13 protein-coding genes, 1 pseudogene and 1 CRISPR repeat array (1 of these 15 only partly in view) are annotated in these 17,242 nt (G+C 53.5%); of the genes and pseudogenes, 13 read left to right on the forward strand and 1 reads right to left on the reverse strand.

What is annotated here, in order from left to right:
• Nucleotides 1-22 precede the first annotated feature (22 nt).
• Entirely contained in the window at nucleotides 23-1,387 is a 1,365-nt protein-coding gene (locus B9L21_RS06775; RefSeq protein WP_063165738.1) for a PTS transporter subunit EIIC, read from the forward strand.
• 12 nt (nucleotides 1,388-1,399) lie between these two features.
• Complete coding sequence (locus tag B9L21_RS06780) at nucleotides 1,400-2,464, forward strand: MupG family TIM beta-alpha barrel fold protein (protein ID WP_063165739.1); 1,065 nt, start codon at nucleotides 1,400-1,402, stop codon at nucleotides 2,462-2,464.
• Between the two features lie 132 nt (nucleotides 2,465-2,596).
• On the opposite strand, the pseudogene B9L21_RS06785 reads toward B9L21_RS06780, so the two are convergent.
• Nucleotides 2,597-2,860, reverse strand: a pseudogene (locus tag B9L21_RS06785) (DNA-binding domain-containing protein); the annotation flags it as partial.
• Nucleotides 2,861-2,995: 135 nt separating this feature from the next.
• Between B9L21_RS06785 and B9L21_RS06790 the strand changes: the two are divergent.
• The 11 genes from B9L21_RS06790 (at nucleotide 2,996) to B9L21_RS06840 (ending at nucleotide 17,016) form a co-directional block, all read left to right on the forward strand.
• On the forward strand, nucleotides 2,996-3,943 hold the full coding sequence (locus tag B9L21_RS06790) for an aldo/keto reductase family protein (RefSeq protein ID WP_063165741.1): 948 nt from the start codon (nucleotides 2,996-2,998) through the stop codon (nucleotides 3,941-3,943).
• Nucleotides 3,944-4,123: 180 nt separating this feature from the next.
• A complete protein-coding gene (locus B9L21_RS06795) occupies nucleotides 4,124-5,839 on the forward strand; it encodes a sigma 54-interacting transcriptional regulator (protein WP_063165742.1) in 1,716 nt (571 codons plus the stop codon).
• A 254-nt stretch (nucleotides 5,840-6,093) separates the two neighbouring features.
• Nucleotides 6,094-7,281, forward strand: a complete 1,188-nt coding sequence (locus B9L21_RS06800; RefSeq protein ID WP_063165743.1) for an iron-containing alcohol dehydrogenase — start codon at nucleotides 6,094-6,096, stop codon at nucleotides 7,279-7,281.
• Nucleotides 7,282-7,312: 31 nt separating this feature from the next.
• A complete protein-coding gene (locus B9L21_RS06805; protein WP_047757960.1) occupies nucleotides 7,313-8,644 on the forward strand; it encodes a GntP family permease in 1,332 nt (443 codons plus the stop codon).
• A gap of 16 nt (nucleotides 8,645-8,660) precedes the next feature.
• The gene (locus tag B9L21_RS06810) at nucleotides 8,661-10,124 is read left to right on the forward strand and encodes a CoA-acylating methylmalonate-semialdehyde dehydrogenase (RefSeq protein ID WP_063165744.1); all 1,464 of its coding nucleotides are present in this window, start codon (nucleotides 8,661-8,663) and stop codon (nucleotides 10,122-10,124) included.
• Between the two features lie 486 nt (nucleotides 10,125-10,610).
• Nucleotides 10,611-10,907, forward strand: coding sequence for a UPF0175 family protein (locus tag B9L21_RS06815; RefSeq protein ID WP_225995626.1), 297 nt, complete (start codon nucleotides 10,611-10,613; stop codon nucleotides 10,905-10,907).
• Nucleotides 10,900-11,403, forward strand: coding sequence for a DUF3368 domain-containing protein (locus B9L21_RS06820; RefSeq protein ID WP_063165745.1), 504 nt, complete (start codon nucleotides 10,900-10,902; stop codon nucleotides 11,401-11,403). Before B9L21_RS06815 ends, B9L21_RS06820 begins: the two co-directional genes overlap by 8 nt.
• Nucleotides 11,404-11,545: 142 nt before the next feature.
• Nucleotides 11,546-13,003: a PTS mannitol transporter subunit IICB gene (locus tag B9L21_RS06825; protein ID WP_063857351.1), complete on the forward strand. Its 1,458-nt coding sequence runs from the start codon at nucleotides 11,546-11,548 to the stop codon at nucleotides 13,001-13,003.
• Between the two features lie 313 nt (nucleotides 13,004-13,316).
• The gene (locus B9L21_RS06830) at nucleotides 13,317-15,407 is read left to right on the forward strand and encodes a BglG family transcription antiterminator (protein WP_063165747.1); all 2,091 of its coding nucleotides are present in this window, start codon (nucleotides 13,317-13,319) and stop codon (nucleotides 15,405-15,407) included.
• A 5-nt stretch (nucleotides 15,408-15,412) separates the two neighbouring features.
• Entirely contained in the window at nucleotides 15,413-15,856 is a 444-nt protein-coding gene (locus tag B9L21_RS06835) for a PTS sugar transporter subunit IIA (protein ID WP_050367360.1), read from the forward strand.
• The gene (locus B9L21_RS06840; RefSeq protein WP_063165748.1) at nucleotides 15,856-17,016 is read left to right on the forward strand and encodes a mannitol-1-phosphate 5-dehydrogenase; all 1,161 of its coding nucleotides are present in this window, start codon (nucleotides 15,856-15,858) and stop codon (nucleotides 17,014-17,016) included. The genes B9L21_RS06835 and B9L21_RS06840 overlap by 1 nt, the downstream gene beginning before the upstream one ends.
• Before the next feature lie 182 nt (nucleotides 17,017-17,198).
• Nucleotides 17,199-17,242: a CRISPR direct-repeat array (repeat unit 30 nt; unit sequence GTTTTTATCGTACCTATGAGGGATTGAAAC) (it continues 785 nt past the right edge of the window).

Consider the following 17,242-nt stretch of genomic DNA (forward strand, 5'->3'; position numbering starts at 1 on the left):
AAATAAGGGGGAGAGAACGATCATGACTCGAGAACAACAAATCGCCATATCGATACTTCAGTACGTTGGGGGAAAAGAAAACATCATCCGCATTGCCCATTGCATAACGCGGGTGCGCGTGTCACTGCGCGAGCCGGGCAAAGCGAACATGGACGCCTTAAAACAGATCGAAGGGGTCATGGGAGTCATAGAGGATGAGACTTTGCAAATTGTCGTTGGCCCTGGTGTTGTCAATAAAGTGGCGGCTGCGCTATGCGAACTTACCGGTCTAGAACTTGGGGAAGTGATCGAAAATGAGGCTGAGGATATTGCGGAGCGGACAAAAGCAAGGGTGAAAGCGCGTCAGCAAACGCCGCTAAAGCGGTTGCTTCGCAAAATCGGCAGCATCTTCATCCCGCTCATTCCCGGGTTGGTGGCGTCAGGGATTATTAACGGAATCGCCAACTTTGCGAAAAACGCCGGCGTTGATCCGCAGACGACGTGGCTGCAGCTGTTGTTGTTGATAGGCGGGGGGATTTTTGCCTCACTTGGCGTGTTAGTCGGATATAATACAGCGAAAGAGTTTGGCGGCACTCCTGTATTAGGGGCGATTGCCGGTATTCTCGTCTTCAACCCGGCATTGGCTGATATAAAGCTATTTGGGGAAGCGCTTACACCTGGGAGGGGAGGCCTGTTTGCGGTCTTGCTTGCCGCTTGGCTCATGGCGGCGGTCGAAAAACGGGTGCGTTCGTTTGTGCCGAATGCGGTCGACATTATTGTCACGCCGCTTATCACCGTGTTAATCGTCTGTCTGTTTACCTTGATCGCCGTGCAGCCGCTTGCCGGTTGGTTGTCGTTCGCGATTACAAGCGGGCTGAAAGCGGTGCTTGACATCGGCGGAGTAGTCGCGGGTGCTGTGTTGGCCGGAACGTTTTTGCCGCTCGTGATGGTCGGACTGCATCACGGATTAACCCCGATTCATATGGAGTTGATTCAAAAATTGGGTTCGACGCCGCTACTGCCGGTATTGGCGATGGCCGGAGCTGGTCAAGTCGGGGCGGCGATCGCCGTGTATGTCAAAACAAAAAACGAGCGGCTTCGCAACATTATCAAAGGGGCGTTGCCGGTTGGATTTTTAGGCATCGGGGAGCCGCTGTTGTACGGGGTGACATTGCCGCTTGGGCGGCCGTTTGTTACCGCGTGTCTTGGGGCGGCGGTCGGCGGTGCATTTCAAGCGGTGATGAAAACAGCGGCGCTTGGCATTGGCGTATCCGGGCTGTCACTCATCCCGCTTATTTCCGATGGAAAGTATGTGATTTATTTCATTGGACTCGTCATTTCGTACACGTTTGGCTTCCTATTTACGTATTGGTTCGGGTTTAAAGAAGAAATGGCCGCGCATATTTAGTGGGGGATGATAATGCTTTCTTTTTCGTTTTATCTTTTTCAGCCGCTCGAGCAAATTGAAGACATCTTTCGGCTTGTAGCGCAGCTTGGGGCGAAACAATTGTTCACCTCATTGCATCTTTCAAAAGGCCAAGAGCTTAGGGAGCGAAAAAAGCTTGATCATATCGGCCAGTTTGCTTCCCGCTATGGCATCGGGGTCGTGGCTGATGCCACCCCCGCCGTCATAGCACGTCTGTCAGCTGATGCCGACATTACAACGGTGCTCGGGCGTTGGGGGATTGTCGGGCTGCGGTTGGATGCCGGTTTTTCTATGAAAGAAGCCGCTTCGTTGTCCAACCAAATGAGTGTCGTGCTGAACGCAAGCACGGTGACAGAACGAGAATGTAAGGAGCTAGCCTCTTATCAAGCGGACGAATCCAATGTAGAGGCATGGCATAATTTTTATCCCCGTCCGGAAACAGGGCTGGGAAGGGAGACGATGTTAGCGCAAAATCAATTGTTGCGTCGGTGTGGCATCGAAACGATCGGTGCGTTTATCCCTGGGGATGCGAAAAAACGAAGTCCTCTTTATGAAGGGCTACCGACATTGGAAGCGCATCGGAACGCTGATCCGGTTTATGCTTATATTGAACTTACGGAAACCTATGGCGTGAATAAGGTGTTCGTCGGCGACCTGGCCGTATCGGATGGGGTGCTTAGGCGCATGGATTGGGTGCGGTCAGGCGTTATCCCCATCCGCTACCGGCCGATTGTTGGAGCGGGTTGGTTGTCTTTGGTCGAAACGGTGCATACGAACCGGCGCGATGCGGCTCGCGATGTGATTCGTTCCGTTGAATCGCGCTGCTCCATTGCATGGCCGCAGGAAGCGTTGCAGCCTCTCCCCCCGGTGCCGCGTCGGGCAGGCCGCATCACGATCGATAACGAACGTTATGGCCGGTACGCCGGTGAACTGCAAATGACTTTGGTTGACCTCCCGCCCGATGACAGAGTCAATGTGATCGGTGAGGTGATCGAGGAAGATATGCCGTTGCTTCGGTACATTCGCGGCGGCCGCCGCTTTTGTCTCATTCGTTGGTAGCAGGAAGACTCCATCGACGGCTGGCGTGATGAAGATATAGAGAGGTGGCTGCCTGATTCTTTGTCGCGCCTAGGGGCAACGAGGGCAAGCCCATGGCCTGCCCTCGACCTTGAAAAGGCGTATCATCACCCTCTAGATTCGTTTCAGTTCGAGAAAAAAAGCCATTAAAAACTTCCGCACATTCATCCGGCATTCCGTCTCGTTCTGGCCTCGCTCGAGTTCTTTCATGCGCCGGCGGATGTCCGCAAAATCAAACAGTCTTGGCGCGAAATGCTCAAACGTCGGATTGGTGTAATCGGTGAGGCCGAGGGAGGCGAGATGGGTGAACGCCTGCAAGACAAGCCGACGGATGCGCTGTTCCATCGCTCGCGCTTCTTTGCTTGTTTCCGCAGACGGCCGACGGATGCGGCGCGGTCTTCCACTGATCGTTGTGAATAGTCAGGCAAATTCCTTTGCAAAGAAACAGCTGAGGATTATAATGAGAGAGTAATCTATTTGGCATTAATTGCATTAAAGGGGAGGGGAAGGAAAATGAAGTACCGAAAACTCGGCCGCACCGGGCTTAAGGTGAGCGAAATCAGTTTAGGTAGCTGGCTTACATACGGCAATTCCGTAGAAAAAGAAACCGCCATCCGCGTCATTGACAAAGCGTATGAGTTGGGCATCAACTCGTTTGACACGGCGAACGTGTATGCGCGCGGGGAAGCGGAAAACATCGTCGGCGAGGCGCTCCGCAAATATCCGCGCGAGTCGTACGTCATCGCGACGAAAGTGTTTTGGCCGATGGGCGACGGCCCGAACGACCGCGGCTTGTCCCGCAAACATGTGTTTGAGCAGCTCCATGCGAGCTTAAAACGGCTGCAGCTCGATTATGTCGATATTTACTACTGCCACCGTTATGACAAAGAGACGCCGGTCGATGAAACGCTGCGCACGATCGACGACCTCGTCCGCCAAGGGAAAGTGCTCTATGTCGGCGTCAGCGAATGGACAGCCCAGCAAATTCAAGAAGCGCTCGGCGTAGCCGATCACTATTTGCTCGACCGAATCGTCGTCAATCAGCCGCAATACAACATGTTTCACCGATACATCGAAAAAGAAGTCATTCCGGTGTGCGAACAAAACGGCATCAGCCAAATCGTCTTCTCGCCGCTCGCCCAGGGGGTGCTGACCGGCAAATACAAACGAGGGCAAGCGTTGCCGGCTGACAGCCGCGCCGCCGATCCGAAAGCGAACACGTTCATCCAAGGATTGCTCAATGACGAAGTGTTCATGAAGGTGGAACAGCTCGAAAAAGTCGCTGCTGAACTTGGCATTACATTATCGCAGCTTGCGCTCGCTTGGGTATTGCGCCAGCCGAACGTTGCCAGCGCCTTAATCGGCGCCAGCCGTCCGGAACAAGTGGAAGAAAACGTCAAGGCGGTCGATGTTGTGTTAAGCGAAGAGGTGCTGGAGAAAATCGAGGAGATTTTAGCGTAACGGGAATGCGGAGACAGGCCAGTGAGGCGCCTGTCTCCGTTTTTTGATGAATGGAACGCATTCGCGCCCCCAGTTGTCGGCCGACCGTTTTTTCTCCATGATTTTCAAGACAAAAACAGAAGGATTTTTTGATGCCGGCGGCGAACGGTACGTGAAAAAGAACAGTGAAGGGGGATTACAATGACGGTTGGTCATGGCGCATCAGCGACCCTTGGCCGCCATCAAACGTTGCAGGAGGCGGTTCAGTTGCTAGCGGCACACGGGATAGACGCCGTTGATGTCGTCGATGAATACGGGCGCACGGTCGGGCGATGTACGTGGCGGATGGTGCTGCGGGCGGTGGCGGATGGAATGGATCGCGCGATGACAGTAGAAGATGTATTGGCGGTATTTTCATTAGAGGGTGAAACAGAGAAGAGAAACGCCCACTCGGAAACGCCCGATGCAGAAGATGATTCGGGCGCGGCAGCTGAGCTTGAACGATTAAGGGGCGAGCTGGAGGAAACGCACCGTCTGGCTGAAACGATGAAAACGGTGCTGGATGCGGCGTATGAAGGGGTCGTCGTCGTCGATGGGAACGGGGTCATTCGGGAAATCAACCGGGCGTACTGCCAGTTTCTCGGCATCCGGCGAGAGGATGCGATCGGAAAACATGTGACGGAAGTGATCGAAAATACCCGTTTGCACATTTGCGTGCAATCCGGTATTCCGGAGCGTGGATATATTCAAAAAATTTACGGCCAGCCGATGGTTGTGCACCGCATCCCGATTTGGCGTGACGGCGAAGTCATCGGAGCGATTGGGATGCTCATTTTCCAAGGGGTATCGGAAGTGTACGAAATTTTCCGGCGCCTGCAAGAGCTGTCACGCGAGGCAAGCCGGAAGGAGAAAAACGGGGCGGCAGCGCCAAAACAAGAGGCGGCCACCTCCGCCGCCGTAGGGGTGGAGCGCATCATTGGCCGCCATCCGACGATTGCGGCGGTGAAACAAATGATCCGCCGGGCGGCGCGCGTGCCGTCGACCGTATTGATCACCGGCGAAAGCGGAACGGGGAAGGAAGTGGCGGCGCGGGCGATTCATGAGGCGGGCCCGCATGCGGACGGACCGTTTGTCAGCGTGAACTGCGCCGCCATCCCGGAGGCGCTTTTGGAAGCGGAGCTGTTCGGCTATGAGGATGGGGCGTTCACCGGAGCGAAAAAGGGAGGCAAGCCCGGCAAGTTTCAGCTTGCCCACCGAGGGACGCTGTTTTTAGACGAAATCGGTGATATGCCGCTCGCGATGCAAGCGAAGATTTTGCGCGTGCTTGAGGAAAAGAAAGTAGAGAAAGTCGGCGGACTGTCCGAAACGGAGGTGGATGTGCGCATCATTGCCGCGACGAACAAACCGCTCGAGGAGATGGTGCGGGGCGGAACGTTCCGGGAAGATTTGTTTTACCGCCTGAACATTATCCGCATCCATCTCCCGCCGCTGCGTGAACGGAAAACGGATATTCCCGCCTTGCTTGCCTACCATATGGAGCGTCTTTGCCGGCAGTTCGGCGTCACGACGAAATCGTTTGCGAAAGAGGCGATGGAGGTGTTGATCAGCTATTCATGGCCGGGAAACATTCGCGAGCTGGTCAATGTCGTCGAGTGGCTCATTAGTATGGTGGAAGGGGAGAACATTGAGCGCGAACATTTGCCTGCCTATTTGTCTGCCATTCAGCCGATGGCGGCATCTATGCAATATGGCGGTGTGAACATCGCCGACCGGTGGAAAGAAATGGTCTACCAATCCGAACGCGAACGCATCGCTGCCGCCCTTGTCGCGGCGAACGGCAATAAGGCGGAAGCAGCGAGGAGACTCGGCATTCACCGATCTACATTATATGAGAAATTAAAAAAGTATGGATTTTGAACGCTCCCCGCTGAGAAGGAGGGCTTCTCGTCCGTGATGATCAACAACGGCAGACTGACCGTTGTTTCTTTTTTGTTGAGGGGAAAAGGATGTCGGGAGAATGTCGGATAATGTAGGGGATGTGTAGGTGAAGTGTAGGGGGCATTCCGTTAAAGAGATGGAAAATTCGTAATTGTAACGCTTTTCTGGTTTGGCACAAAGTTTGCATATAGAAGATATTGAAAACGGTATCAAATGAAAAGGGAGGCGGAATGATGTACGAGTTGTTGGTGCCGAGTCGGGTCATTTATGGGCGCGAAACGTTTCGTGAAGTCGGCAGGCAAGCGAAAGCGCTTGGGTCGAAAGCGCTCATTGTGAGCGACCCGGTGATGGAGAACATCGGCCTTGTCGCCCGGTGTGAACACTATTTGCAAGAGGCGGGGGTGCCATTTGCCAAGTACACAGGGGTCGACAAGGAACCGACGGATGTTCATGTAAAAGAAGCGCTTGACGTCTGCCGGAGTGAGCAATGCGATGTCATCATCGCTCTTGGCGGCGGCAGCAGCATCGATGCCGCGAAGGCGGTGGCAGTGATGATGACGAATGAGGGAACGATCAGCGACTATGTTGGCAACGCTAGGATGTTCACGGAAAAACCGGTGCCGCTCATCGCCATTCCGACGACGGCCGGCACCGGTTCCGAAGTGACGAAAGTGACGGTCATTATTGATACGAAGACAGACGTCAAAATGATGATTTCCCAGCCGGCGCTCCTTCCGGCCGTGGCGATCGTTGACCCGCTTCTTACTGTCTCATGCCCGCCATCCGTTACCGCGGCAACCGGTGTCGATGCGCTTTGTCACGCGATCGAAGCGTATATTTCCCGACGCGCCCATCCCGTGACCGATGTGCTGGCGCTATCCGCCATTGAGGCGATCATCGGCCATTTGCGCCGGGCGTACGAAAACGGTCAAGACATCGAAGCGCGGGAGAAAATGGCGATCGCGGCCATGAAGGCCGGCATGGCGTTCTCGAATGCCTCGGTAACACTTGTGCACGGCATGTCGCGGCCGATCGGAGCGCTCTTCCACGTGCCGCACGGCGTGTCCAATGCGATGCTGTTGCCAGGGGTGCTTGAATTTACAAAAGACAGCGCCGGAGAACGATTGGCAGTGATTGCCCGGCTCATCAACCCGCAGCTGAAGGACGTTTCCGATGCCGAAGCGGCCGATGCGCTTGTTGAAGAAGTGAAACAGCTTTGCCGTGATTTGCACATCCCGAATATGAAAACATGGGGCATTGACAAAGCGGCATTCGACAAAGCAGTCGATAAAATGGCGGCTGATGCGCTGGCAAGCGGCAGTCCGGCGAATAACCCAAGGGTGCCGACTCATGAGGAAATTGTCGCGCTGTATCATATTTGTTACGACTATCAGTATGGCACCAATACGGTCAGCCGTTAAATGAAGCAACGGTCAAAAGAGGGGGAAAAGTATGCTGGGGATGATTGGTTTATTGGCCTCATTGGGATTGTTGATCTTTTTGACAATGAGGGGGATCAATATCATTATTGCCGCGTTGATCAGTTCTGTTCTTGTTGCGCTGACAGGCGGATTAAACTTGGAAAAAGCTTTGATGGAAAGCTATATGACGGGCTTTACCGGCTATTTCGCCAGCTGGTTTCTTATCTTCTTAGCCGGGGCGATTTTTGGCAAAGTGATGGAGGACACCGGGTCAGCTGACTCCATCGCTCATTGGGTAAAAGAAAAGTTTGGCGCTAAACATGCTGTATTGGCGGTCGTTGCTGCCTGCGCCATTATGACATACGGCGGTGTCAGCTTGTTTGTCGTCGGCTTTTCTGTTTACCCGATCGCCGTGTCACTGTTCCGTCAGTCGAATACGCCGCATCGTTTTATTCCGGCCGCCATGGTGTTCGGCTCGGTTTCGTTTACAATGACATCTCCGTATTCACCGGAGATTCAAAACATCATTCCAACGCAATTTTTCCATACAACGCCGGGGGCTGGGGGATGGGTAGGCATTTTCGTCGGCGCAACGATTGCTGTGGCTGGTTCCCTCTATTTAACGCGTGTTGTCCAAAAAGCGAAACAAAACGGCGAAACGTTTTCCTTGCCATACCGAACCGGCGACGTTTCCGGTGCGGTGAGTGAAATTGCTGCTTCGCTCGAGCGCGGCGCCGGCCGTCCGCTGCCGAACATTGTTTGTGCCATCCTTCCGTTAGTGGCGGTGATTGTTTCATTAAACATTTTGGCAAAATTCATTTCTTCGACTTCAGCAGGGGTCTTGTCACTTGTCCTTGGTATTGTGCTTTGCTGGGTGTTAAATGCGAAATTCGTCCGCAAATTTTGGGAGGCCATGGCGTCCGGCGCCCAAGATGCGTTAGTCGCTGCCGCTAATACGTGCGCCGTCGTCGGCTTCGGAGCGGTGGCGAAAAATGTGCCGGCCTTTCAAAAAGCGGTTGACGTCCTTGTGAACATTCCTGGACCGGAACTGCTCGGATTGGGGTTGGCCGTCACGATTATTTGCGGCATGACCGGATCGGCTTCCGGCGGTCTCGGTATTGCCTTGCCAATCCTAGCGCCGATTTATCTGGCGAAAGGGCTTGACCCCGGCGCCATGCATCGGGTAGCAACGCTTGCTTCCGGTGGCCTTGATTCGCTGCCGCACAACGGATACATTGTGACGACGATTCGCGCCGTCTGCCATGAAACGCACGAGCGGACGTATAAGCCGATATTCGTTCTGTCGGTTATCATTCCGCTTGCCGGCATGTTCTTAGCCATTCTCTTATACTCGATTTTCTAGAAAGGTGGTTTCATTCATGAGCTCTGTAACCGAAACAAAAACATTGAAAAACTTTATTGGCGGCCAATGGGTCGCTTCGACATCCGGAAAAGAAGAAATCGTGCCGAACCCGGCGACAGGAGAAGTGCTGGCGAAAGTGCCCCTCTCTTCGCGCGAGGAGCTTGATGCAGCGGTCGCGGCCGCCAAAGAGGCGTTCCGTGAATGGCGGAAAGTGCCGGTTCCGCGCCGCGCCCGCATTTTGTTCCGCTACCAGCAGCTGCTTGTCGAGCATTGGGAAGAACTTGCCCGTCTCGTGACATTGGAAAACGGCAAAGTGTACGAGGACGCGTACGGCGAGGTGCAGCGCGGCATTGAATGCGTCGAGTTTGCAGCGGGGATTCCGACGCTCATGATGGGGCAGCAGCTGCCCGATATTGCGACGAATATCGAATCGGGCATGTACCGCTATCCGCTCGGTGTCGTCGCCGGCATTACGCCGTTTAACTTCCCGATGATGGTGCCGTGCTGGATGTTCCCGCTCGCCATCGCTTGCGGCAATACGTTCGTGCTGAAGCCGTCTGAGCGGACGCCGCTGCTCGCCAACCGCTTGGCTGAGCTGTTTACTGAAGCCGGACTGCCTGCAGGAGTATTGAATATTGTCCATGGGGCACACGAGGTCGTGAACGGCATTTTAGAACATAAAGACATTAAAGCTGTTTCGTTTGTCGGCTCGCAGCCGGTTGCGGAGTACGTATACAAAACGGCCGCCGCCCACGGCAAGCGGGTGCAGGCGCTCGCCGGCGCGAAAAACCATTCGATCGTCATGCCGGATGCCGACCTTGATATGGCGGTGACGAACATCATCAACGCCGCCTTTGGTTCGGCGGGTGAGCGGTGCATGGCGTGCTCGGTCGTTGTCGCTGTCGGTGATATCGCTGATGAGTTGGTGGAGCGGCTCAAACAGGCTGCTGACCGCATCCAAATCGGCAACGGGCTTGACCAAGGCGTCTTTTTAGGACCGGTCATTCGCGAGGCGCATAAAGAGCGGACGATCAAATACATTGAAATCGGCGAAAAAGAAGGCGCGCTCCTTGTCCGCGATGGCCGTCGCGACGCTGCCACAAGCGGAAAAGGCTACTTCGTCGGCCCGACGATTTTTGACCATGTCAAGCCGGGCATGACGATTTGGACGGACGAAATTTTCGCTCCGGTTCTGTCCGTCGTCCGCGCCCGCGACTTGGATGAAGCGATTGAGATCGCCAACCGGTCGGAGTTTGCCAACGGCGCCTGCATTTACACCGACAGCGCCAAAGCGATCCGCCAGTTCCGCGAAGAAATCGACGCCGGCATGCTTGGCGTCAACGTCGCCGTCCCGGCGCCGATGGCCTTCTTCCCGTTCTCGGGCTACAAAAACTCGTTCTATGGCGACCTTCATGCCAACGGCCGCGACGGCGTCGAGTTTTACACGAGAAAGAAAATGGTGACGGCGAGGTATCAGTAAAATAGGCTGTAAGAGGGTGTCCCAAAAGGATCGGGACACCCTTTCTTATTACCGTATATAGACAATATGTTGTGTTTTGTTAAGGAAAATTACCCTTTTGGGTCAGTCCCCTTTTTATCACCTCGAACCGAGAAGGCCTCCACTTCCGAGTAGGAGCGTGAGTAGGAATGAACCGGCGTCTGTCACTAACGTCTTCCTCTTGCGCCAAAAAACAATGGAAGGGTTTCGATTGCGATCGTTTTTTTGAGGAAGTTCAACGATGGGATGCGCAAGGATGGCTTAGCTGACCGCTTACCGTAGGTTAGGCTGTTGTCAAGAAATCCCCTAATTCTCTACATGAGCGCGGGTGGGGAATGTTCAGTTGAGTCGGTTTCATTTCCAGCTTGTTGAGCGTGTAGTAAAAATTTAGGGGATACTATTCGTTCTGTGACCGCATCCAAAAGGAGCAGAGTGTGATAGAATAAAATAAAAAAGGGTGTGAGTTCGATGGCCATGGACTATTTTCAGGTGAACTTGCCGAAAGAGTTTTTGTCCGCCATTAATGAATTGGAAGGCAACACAGTTGAGGCAAAAATAAAACTTTCATTGGCGATTGGTTTGTTTGTTGGAAAACAGGTGACGCTGGCGAAAGCGGCTGAATTGTCAGGAAAATCCTTAGGAGAATTTATCGATGTATTGCGTTCGAAGGCGATTCCTTGGATGGAGTATACGGAGGAACACATCAAAGATGATTGGGACACGGTGCAAAAATTGAGCAATGAAAATAGGGATCGCAATGAATAGAGTCACGGTCAATTCTACACCGATTATAGGTCTGTCGATCGTTGGGCAATTGACTCTTTTGTCTGAACTATTTGATGAAGTATATGTTCCGGAAGCTGTCTATCAAGAAATTGTTCATAACCGTGCCCCACGCCATTATGGAAAAGGGGAGCTCAAACGATTGGTCAGCGAGGGGGTGTTTAGGCTATATAAAGTGAAAAATTACAATATTGTTAAAAGTTTATATGGAAAATTCCATGCCGGGGAGTTAGAAGTTATTATTGGAGCGAAAGAACTTGGTGCTCAAGTCGTTGTGATGGATGAGCATGCTGCCAGATCCTTGTCGAAACAATTCCTTTTACGACCTATCGGCACAATAGGAATTTTGATTCTTGGAAAGAAGAATGGGAAAATAACGGAAGTAAAGCCGCTGTTAGACACTTTGCTTGAAAATGGATTTTATCTTTCCCGACGTCTTTATCAAGAGGCTTTGTTACTAGCGGAAGAAACGCTGTAGCCCTGCCCGCCATGCTGGGCTTTTTTCTTTTTTAAAACCTGTCAACAACCCCCTTGACAAAGTCGCATTTACTTATCATTGAAGGCCGGTTGTAAGCGTTTTAAGATAAAGGTACAGTCAAACAAAAAGGAGGAACAGCTTCATGACGCATACAACCGGAAACGAAACAGGCTTCCGTGTAAAGATTCAACGGTTTGGCAGTTATTTGAGCGGCATGATTATGCCGAATATCGGAGCGTTTATCGCTTGGGGGCTGATTACGGCGTTATTTATTCCGACCGGCTGGCTGCCGAATGAGACGTTTGCCAAGCTGGTCGGGCCGATGATTACGTACTTGCTGCCGCTATTGATCGGGTATACGGGCGGCAAAATGGTTTACGACGTCCGCGGCGGTGTCGTCGGGGCGACAGCGACGATGGGGGTCATCGTCGGTTCGGAAATTCCGATGTTTTTAGGTGCGATGATCATGGGGCCGCTCGGCGGCTATGTGATCAAAAAAGTGGACGGCCTCTTCCAAGGAAAAGTGAAACAAGGGTTTGAGATGCTTGTCAACAACTTCTCGGCCGGGATTGTCGGCGGCGTGTTGACGCTGCTCGCCTTTGAAGGGGTCGGTCCGGTCGTCACCGCCATCAGCAAAACCTTAGCGGCAGGGGTCGAAAAAATTATCGATTGGCATTTGTTGCCGCTGGCGAACATTTTCATCGAGCCGGGGAAAGTGCTGTTCTTGAACAACGCGATCAACCACGGGATCTTGAGCCCGCTCGGCGTCGAACAAGCAGCGCAAACCGGGAAATCGATTTTATTCCTGTTGGAAACGAACCCTGGACCGGGACTTGGCATTTTGCTGGCGTACTGGCTGTTTGGCAAAGGAATGGCGAAACAATCGGCACCGGGAGCAGTGATTATTCACTTCTTAGGTGGAATTCATGAAATTTACTTCCCATACATTCTTATGCGCCCGATCTTGATTTTAGCGGCGATTGCCGGTGGAGTGAGCGGGGTATTCACGTTTACGATCCTCCATGCCGGGTTGGTGGCCGTACCGTCGCCAGGAAGCATTTTCGCTTTGCTCGCGATGACGCCGAAAGGAAATTACTTTGGCGTGCTCGCTGGTGTGTTTGTCGCCGCAGCAGTATCGTTCCTTGTCGCTTCGGTTTTCTTAAAAGCGGCGAAGCAAAAGGAAGAGGAAGAAGATTTGGCGAAAGCAGCGGAGAAAATGGAGCAGTTGAAAGGGAAAAAGAGCCAGGTCGCTGTCGCGCTGCAATCACAAGAAGAAGTCACGGCGTCTGCGATCGCAGCGGAACAAGCTGTTCCTGTACGGGTGAAAAAAATTGTCTTTGCCTGTGACGCCGGAATGGGGTCGAGTGCGATGGGGGCGTCGATTTTGCGCAATAAAGTGCAAAAAGCCGGCCTTGGCATTGAAGTCACGAACACGGCGATCAACCAGCTGCCGGCCGACGCCGATATTGTCGTCACCCATCAAAATTTAACCGACCGGGCGAAAGCAAAATTGCCGAACGCCTACCACGTATCGGTTGAAAACTTCTTAAACAGCCCGAAATACGATGAGTTGATCGAGCAATTGAAAAAGAACGCGTAAATCGGCATGAGACGCAGGGGAATGGGATTTTCCCTGCGTTTTTTGCTTTGCGATTTCGCGGTTACCTTGACTGCTTGGGACACTTTTATCCGCTCTCATCCGTATGAGTATGCCCGTACGCTGTGAACTTTGTCAAACGACGAAAGAGAAAAATACATGCAAAAATTAAAAGCTGTCAACAATAACAATGACGAAAACGAAACATCTATTCATTGTCAAATCAAGAAAAAAGACCTTACAATAAGAAATGAGAAGACGATCAAACATTTTAAACATGTCAACAGTACCGCCTAAGGATAGGAGGTGAACGGCGATGTACGTATCGGCACGGGATCGAAAGCTGCTTGAGCGTTTGTTGGCCGATGATCGGGAAATGACGGTCGGCGAACTGGCTGAGGAGCTGAATGTCAGCGCCCGCACGATCCACCGTGATTTGCAAGGCCTTGAGTCCGTTTTGCGGCGCTACGGGCTCGAGTTGGTGAAAAAAGCGGGGGTCGGCATTCGCCTCGTTGGGGAAAAGAAACAGAAGCAAACGCTGGCTGCGGAGCTGCTTCATCTTTCTCACCGTGAATATACGCCGGAAGAACGGCAGCTGATGATTTTAATCGCCTTGTTGGAAGCAGACGAGCCGGTGAAACTTGTCTCATTGGCGAATGACTTAAACGTTACGGTCGCTACGGTCAGCTTGGATTTGGATAAACTGGAACAAACAGTCGAAGCGTATGGGCTTTCGCTTATTCGCAAGCGCGGATACGGCGTCGAGCTCACCGGTTCCGAATCGGCGAAACGGCGCCTCATTGGCGAACTGCTATTTCGGCATGTCGATGAACACGAGTTTTTGGCACTGATGAAAGAGACGATCCAGAGACGGTCGGACGACCCACTCGATACAGTGGCGGAAAAACTGCTCGGGCTGGTCGATCGGAAAAAGCTCGCCGTCATTGAACAACAAATCGAGCAGGTGAAAGAAACGTTCCCGTTTACGATGGCCGACAGTTCGTACATTGCCTTCGTCGTTCACTTGGCGCTCGCCATCGAGCGCATCAAGCGGGGGGAAGCGATTCATTTCGACCCGCGTGATTTGCAGGCGCTTCAGGCGACGAGAGAGTATGAAATCGCGGAGGCGCTTGCCGAATCGTTAGAAAGAGCGTTTGGCATTGACATCCCAAAAGAAGAGATCGGCTATATGACGATGCATTTAATGGGGGCGAAATGGCGCAGCCGCCAAGGAATGGTGATGGAGGAGCCGAGTTTGGCCGTCGGCATGAAAGCGCAACAGCTCATTCGTTTCGTCAGCCGGGAGCTCGGTGTCGATCTGTCCACCGACCGGACGCTATACGAAGATCTCGTCGTTCACTTGAAACCGGCTTTGTACCGTTTAGAGCACGGGATGGGGGTCGCCAACCCGCTGCTTGATCAAATTAAGCAAGACTACGCGGAACTGTTTGCCATTGTCGCCGACGGAACAAAGCAGCTGTTTGGCGATGTTTCAGTGCCGGAGGAGGAGATCGGCTATTTAGTGCTTCATTTTGCGGCTGCACTGATGCGGGAGAAAAAAGGCTGGCGGGCGCTCGTCATTTGTTCGAGCGGGCTCGGGACGGCAAAAATATTGGCGACAAGGCTGAAGAAAGAGATTCCGGACATCGTTTCGCTGGAACAAGCGTCCGTGTTTGAATGGAAAGAGAAAGATGCAAGCGCGTATGATCTTGTCGTCTCGACCGTGCCGCTGGCCGATGAAGCCGGCTCGTATTTTACCGTCAGCCCGATGCTGACGGAAGAGGAAGCGCGGGCGATTCGTGAATTTTTAGAGCGAAAATCGGCCGCTGAAAAGCGGATGAGGAAAGAGTCAACCGCACAGAGAAACAGGCCAGCGCTCGAGGCGATGAAGGCGGTTCGGCGCATCAGCGAGACGATCATCCACCTGTTGGACGGTTTTTCCCTCGAGGTGGTCAAGGGGCGCTCTGTTCATGAACTATTGGCGGACGCGTGCCGCCGCCTTGAACGAAGTGGCGTCATCGTCGATGCCGATGTCGTCATCGAGGAGCTGCGGCGCCGCGAGTCGCTTGGCGGGCTTGGCATCCCCGGCACCACATTGGCGCTGTACCACGCCCGAAGCTTCGCGGTTCTTCGCCCATCGCTTACGATGTACCGGCTTGATGCGCCGCAAACGGTGCCCGGCATGGACGGAGAGCCGATGGAGATCAACACGGTTGTGCTGCTGCTCGGGCCGTCAGATGCCGATAAGGAGATGCTCGCTGTGTTAAGCGAGGTCAGCTCCTTGCTCGTGAAGGATGAGCAAAGCCTTGCCGTTTTGGCGCATGGCGGCGAGGAAGAAGTGTATTCACTTGTCAGCGCCCATTTGGAGCAATTTTTTGATCATTACTGGACATCAACGAAGGAGTGAAAACGATGGTAACCCATTCGATTTTAAACAAAGAAAACATTGTGCTAAATGCCCAACCCAAAACAAAAGAAGAGGCGATCCGCCTTGCTGGCGAGGTGTTGGTCAAGCAAGGATATGTCGCCCCGGCATATGTTGATGCGATGCTTGAGCGGGAAGAACTGACATCAACGTATATCGGCAACAATGTCGCCATTCCGCACGGAACGGAAGCAGCCAAAGCGCTCGTGAAACAGTCCGGCATTTCGATCGTGCAAGTCCCGGGCGGCGTCGATTTTGGCGGCGGCAATACGGCTCTGATCGTGATCGGCATTGCCGGCAAAGACGGGGAGCATTTGGATATTCTGTCAAAACTGGCGCTCGTCTGTGCGGAAGCGGACAATGTCGAAGCGATGGCGAACGCCAAAACAGAAGAAGACATTCTTGCGCTGCTCAATGAGGTGAACGGCTGATGCAGGCGGTTCATTTTGGCGCTGGCAACATCGGCCGCGGCTTTATCGGCAGCTTGCTGGCAGCGTCGGGATATAAGGTCGTTTTTGTCGATGTCAACGAACAAATCGTCCGCCTGCTCAAGGAGCGGGGGGAGTATCGCGTCATTGTCGCCGGCGAGCAGCGAGAAGAACAATGGGTGCGCGGCGTCTCGGCGTTGAACAGCCAAACAGAGCGGGAGCAAGTCATCGCGGCGATCGCCGCCGCTGATTTGGTCACGACCGCCGTCGGCCCGCACATTTTGCCGGCCATCGCCCCCCTTGTTGCCGATGGGCTCAAGCAGCGGCTGGGCGTTCAGCAAACTCCGCTTCATGTCATCGCGTGCGAAAACATGATTGGCGGCACGGAGACGTTGAAGCAGCACGTGTTTGCCCATCTTTCCGAAGCCGAACAACAGCTGGCGGGCGAGTCGGTCGGCTTTCTCAACTGCGCGGTTGACCGCATCGTGCCAAACCAAACGAACGATGATCCGCTGGCGGTGACGGTCGAGCCGTTTTTCGAATGGGCGATTGAAACGCGCAACGTCATCGGCGTGGTTCCACCCATTCAAGGGGCCCACTTCGTCGCCGACTTAGGCCCGTATATTGAACGAAAGCTGTTCACCGTCAACACCGGCCATGCCCTTGCCGCCTACTTAGGCTACCTAAAGGGATGCGAAACCGTGCAAGAGGCGATGAAAGACAGCGCCATTCGGGCGGGCGTCGAACAGGCGCTCAGCGAATCCGGAGCGGTGTTGGTGAAAAAGCACGGTTGGGAGGCAGATGCGCACCGCACGTATATCGAGACGACGATCGGACGATTCATGAATCCGGCGCTGTCCGACGACATCATCCGCGTCGCCCGCTCGCCGATCCGCAAACTTGGACCGAACGACCGCCTCGTCGCGCCAGCCGTGCAATATTGCGCCTTATTCGGCAACGCCCCGCAAGGCTTGGCTAAAGGAATCGCCGCCCTCCTGCGGTTCGATGATGCCCGCGATGCGGAAGCCGCTGCCCTTCAACAAACAATCGCCCAGCACGGGATCGAAGGCGCGCTTCGGCAATATGCAGGCCTTGAGAGTGGGCACCCGCTTGTGGCGGCGGTGAAGGACGAGTACGGAAGAATGAAGAAAAACAAAAACTGACCGTCTTGCAAATGTCGTCGACCTCCAATCGTGCAAAAATCCCGGGGGATCGACGACAATATTTTTTTGCGTCAAAATCCTACAACCAACACGGCTCAGCAGTATTGACAGAATTTTTGAAACGTGATATTCTGAAAACAGCTCAGAGAGAAAAAGCTTGATTTGATGCGTATGGTTTGGGGGTTTTTATCGTACCTATGAGGGATTGAAACCAATGACGAGCCGC

The sequence above is a fragment of the Geobacillus uzenensis genome (assembly GCF_002217665.1).
Taxonomy (GTDB): Bacteria; Bacillota; Bacilli; order Bacillales; family Anoxybacillaceae; genus Geobacillus; species Geobacillus subterraneus.

Excerpts from the sequence above, each read along its gene's own strand:
- B9L21_RS06775 (WP_063165738.1), top strand. The coding sequence starts at position 23 with ATGACTCGAGAACAACAAATCGCCATATCGATACTTCAGTACGTTGGG.
- B9L21_RS06780 (WP_063165739.1), top strand. The coding sequence starts at position 1,400 with ATGCTTTCTTTTTCGTTTTATCTTTTTCAGCCGCTCGAGCAAATTGAA.
- B9L21_RS06790 (WP_063165741.1), top strand. The coding sequence starts at position 2,996 with ATGAAGTACCGAAAACTCGGCCGCACCGGGCTTAAGGTGAGCGAAATC.
- B9L21_RS06795 (WP_063165742.1), top strand. The coding sequence starts at position 4,124 with ATGACGGTTGGTCATGGCGCATCAGCGACCCTTGGCCGCCATCAAACG.
- B9L21_RS06800 (WP_063165743.1), top strand. The coding sequence starts at position 6,094 with ATGTACGAGTTGTTGGTGCCGAGTCGGGTCATTTATGGGCGCGAAACG.
- B9L21_RS06805 (WP_047757960.1), top strand. The coding sequence starts at position 7,313 with ATGCTGGGGATGATTGGTTTATTGGCCTCATTGGGATTGTTGATCTTT.
- B9L21_RS06810 (WP_063165744.1), top strand. The coding sequence starts at position 8,661 with ATGAGCTCTGTAACCGAAACAAAAACATTGAAAAACTTTATTGGCGGC.
- B9L21_RS06815 (WP_225995626.1), top strand. The coding sequence starts at position 10,611 with ATGGCCATGGACTATTTTCAGGTGAACTTGCCGAAAGAGTTTTTGTCC.
- B9L21_RS06820 (WP_063165745.1), top strand. The coding sequence starts at position 10,900 with ATGAATAGAGTCACGGTCAATTCTACACCGATTATAGGTCTGTCGATC.
- B9L21_RS06825 (WP_063857351.1), top strand. The coding sequence starts at position 11,546 with ATGACGCATACAACCGGAAACGAAACAGGCTTCCGTGTAAAGATTCAA.
- B9L21_RS06830 (WP_063165747.1), top strand. The coding sequence starts at position 13,317 with ATGTACGTATCGGCACGGGATCGAAAGCTGCTTGAGCGTTTGTTGGCC.
- B9L21_RS06835 (WP_050367360.1), top strand. The coding sequence starts at position 15,413 with ATGGTAACCCATTCGATTTTAAACAAAGAAAACATTGTGCTAAATGCC.
- B9L21_RS06840 (WP_063165748.1), top strand. The coding sequence starts at position 15,856 with ATGCAGGCGGTTCATTTTGGCGCTGGCAACATCGGCCGCGGCTTTATC.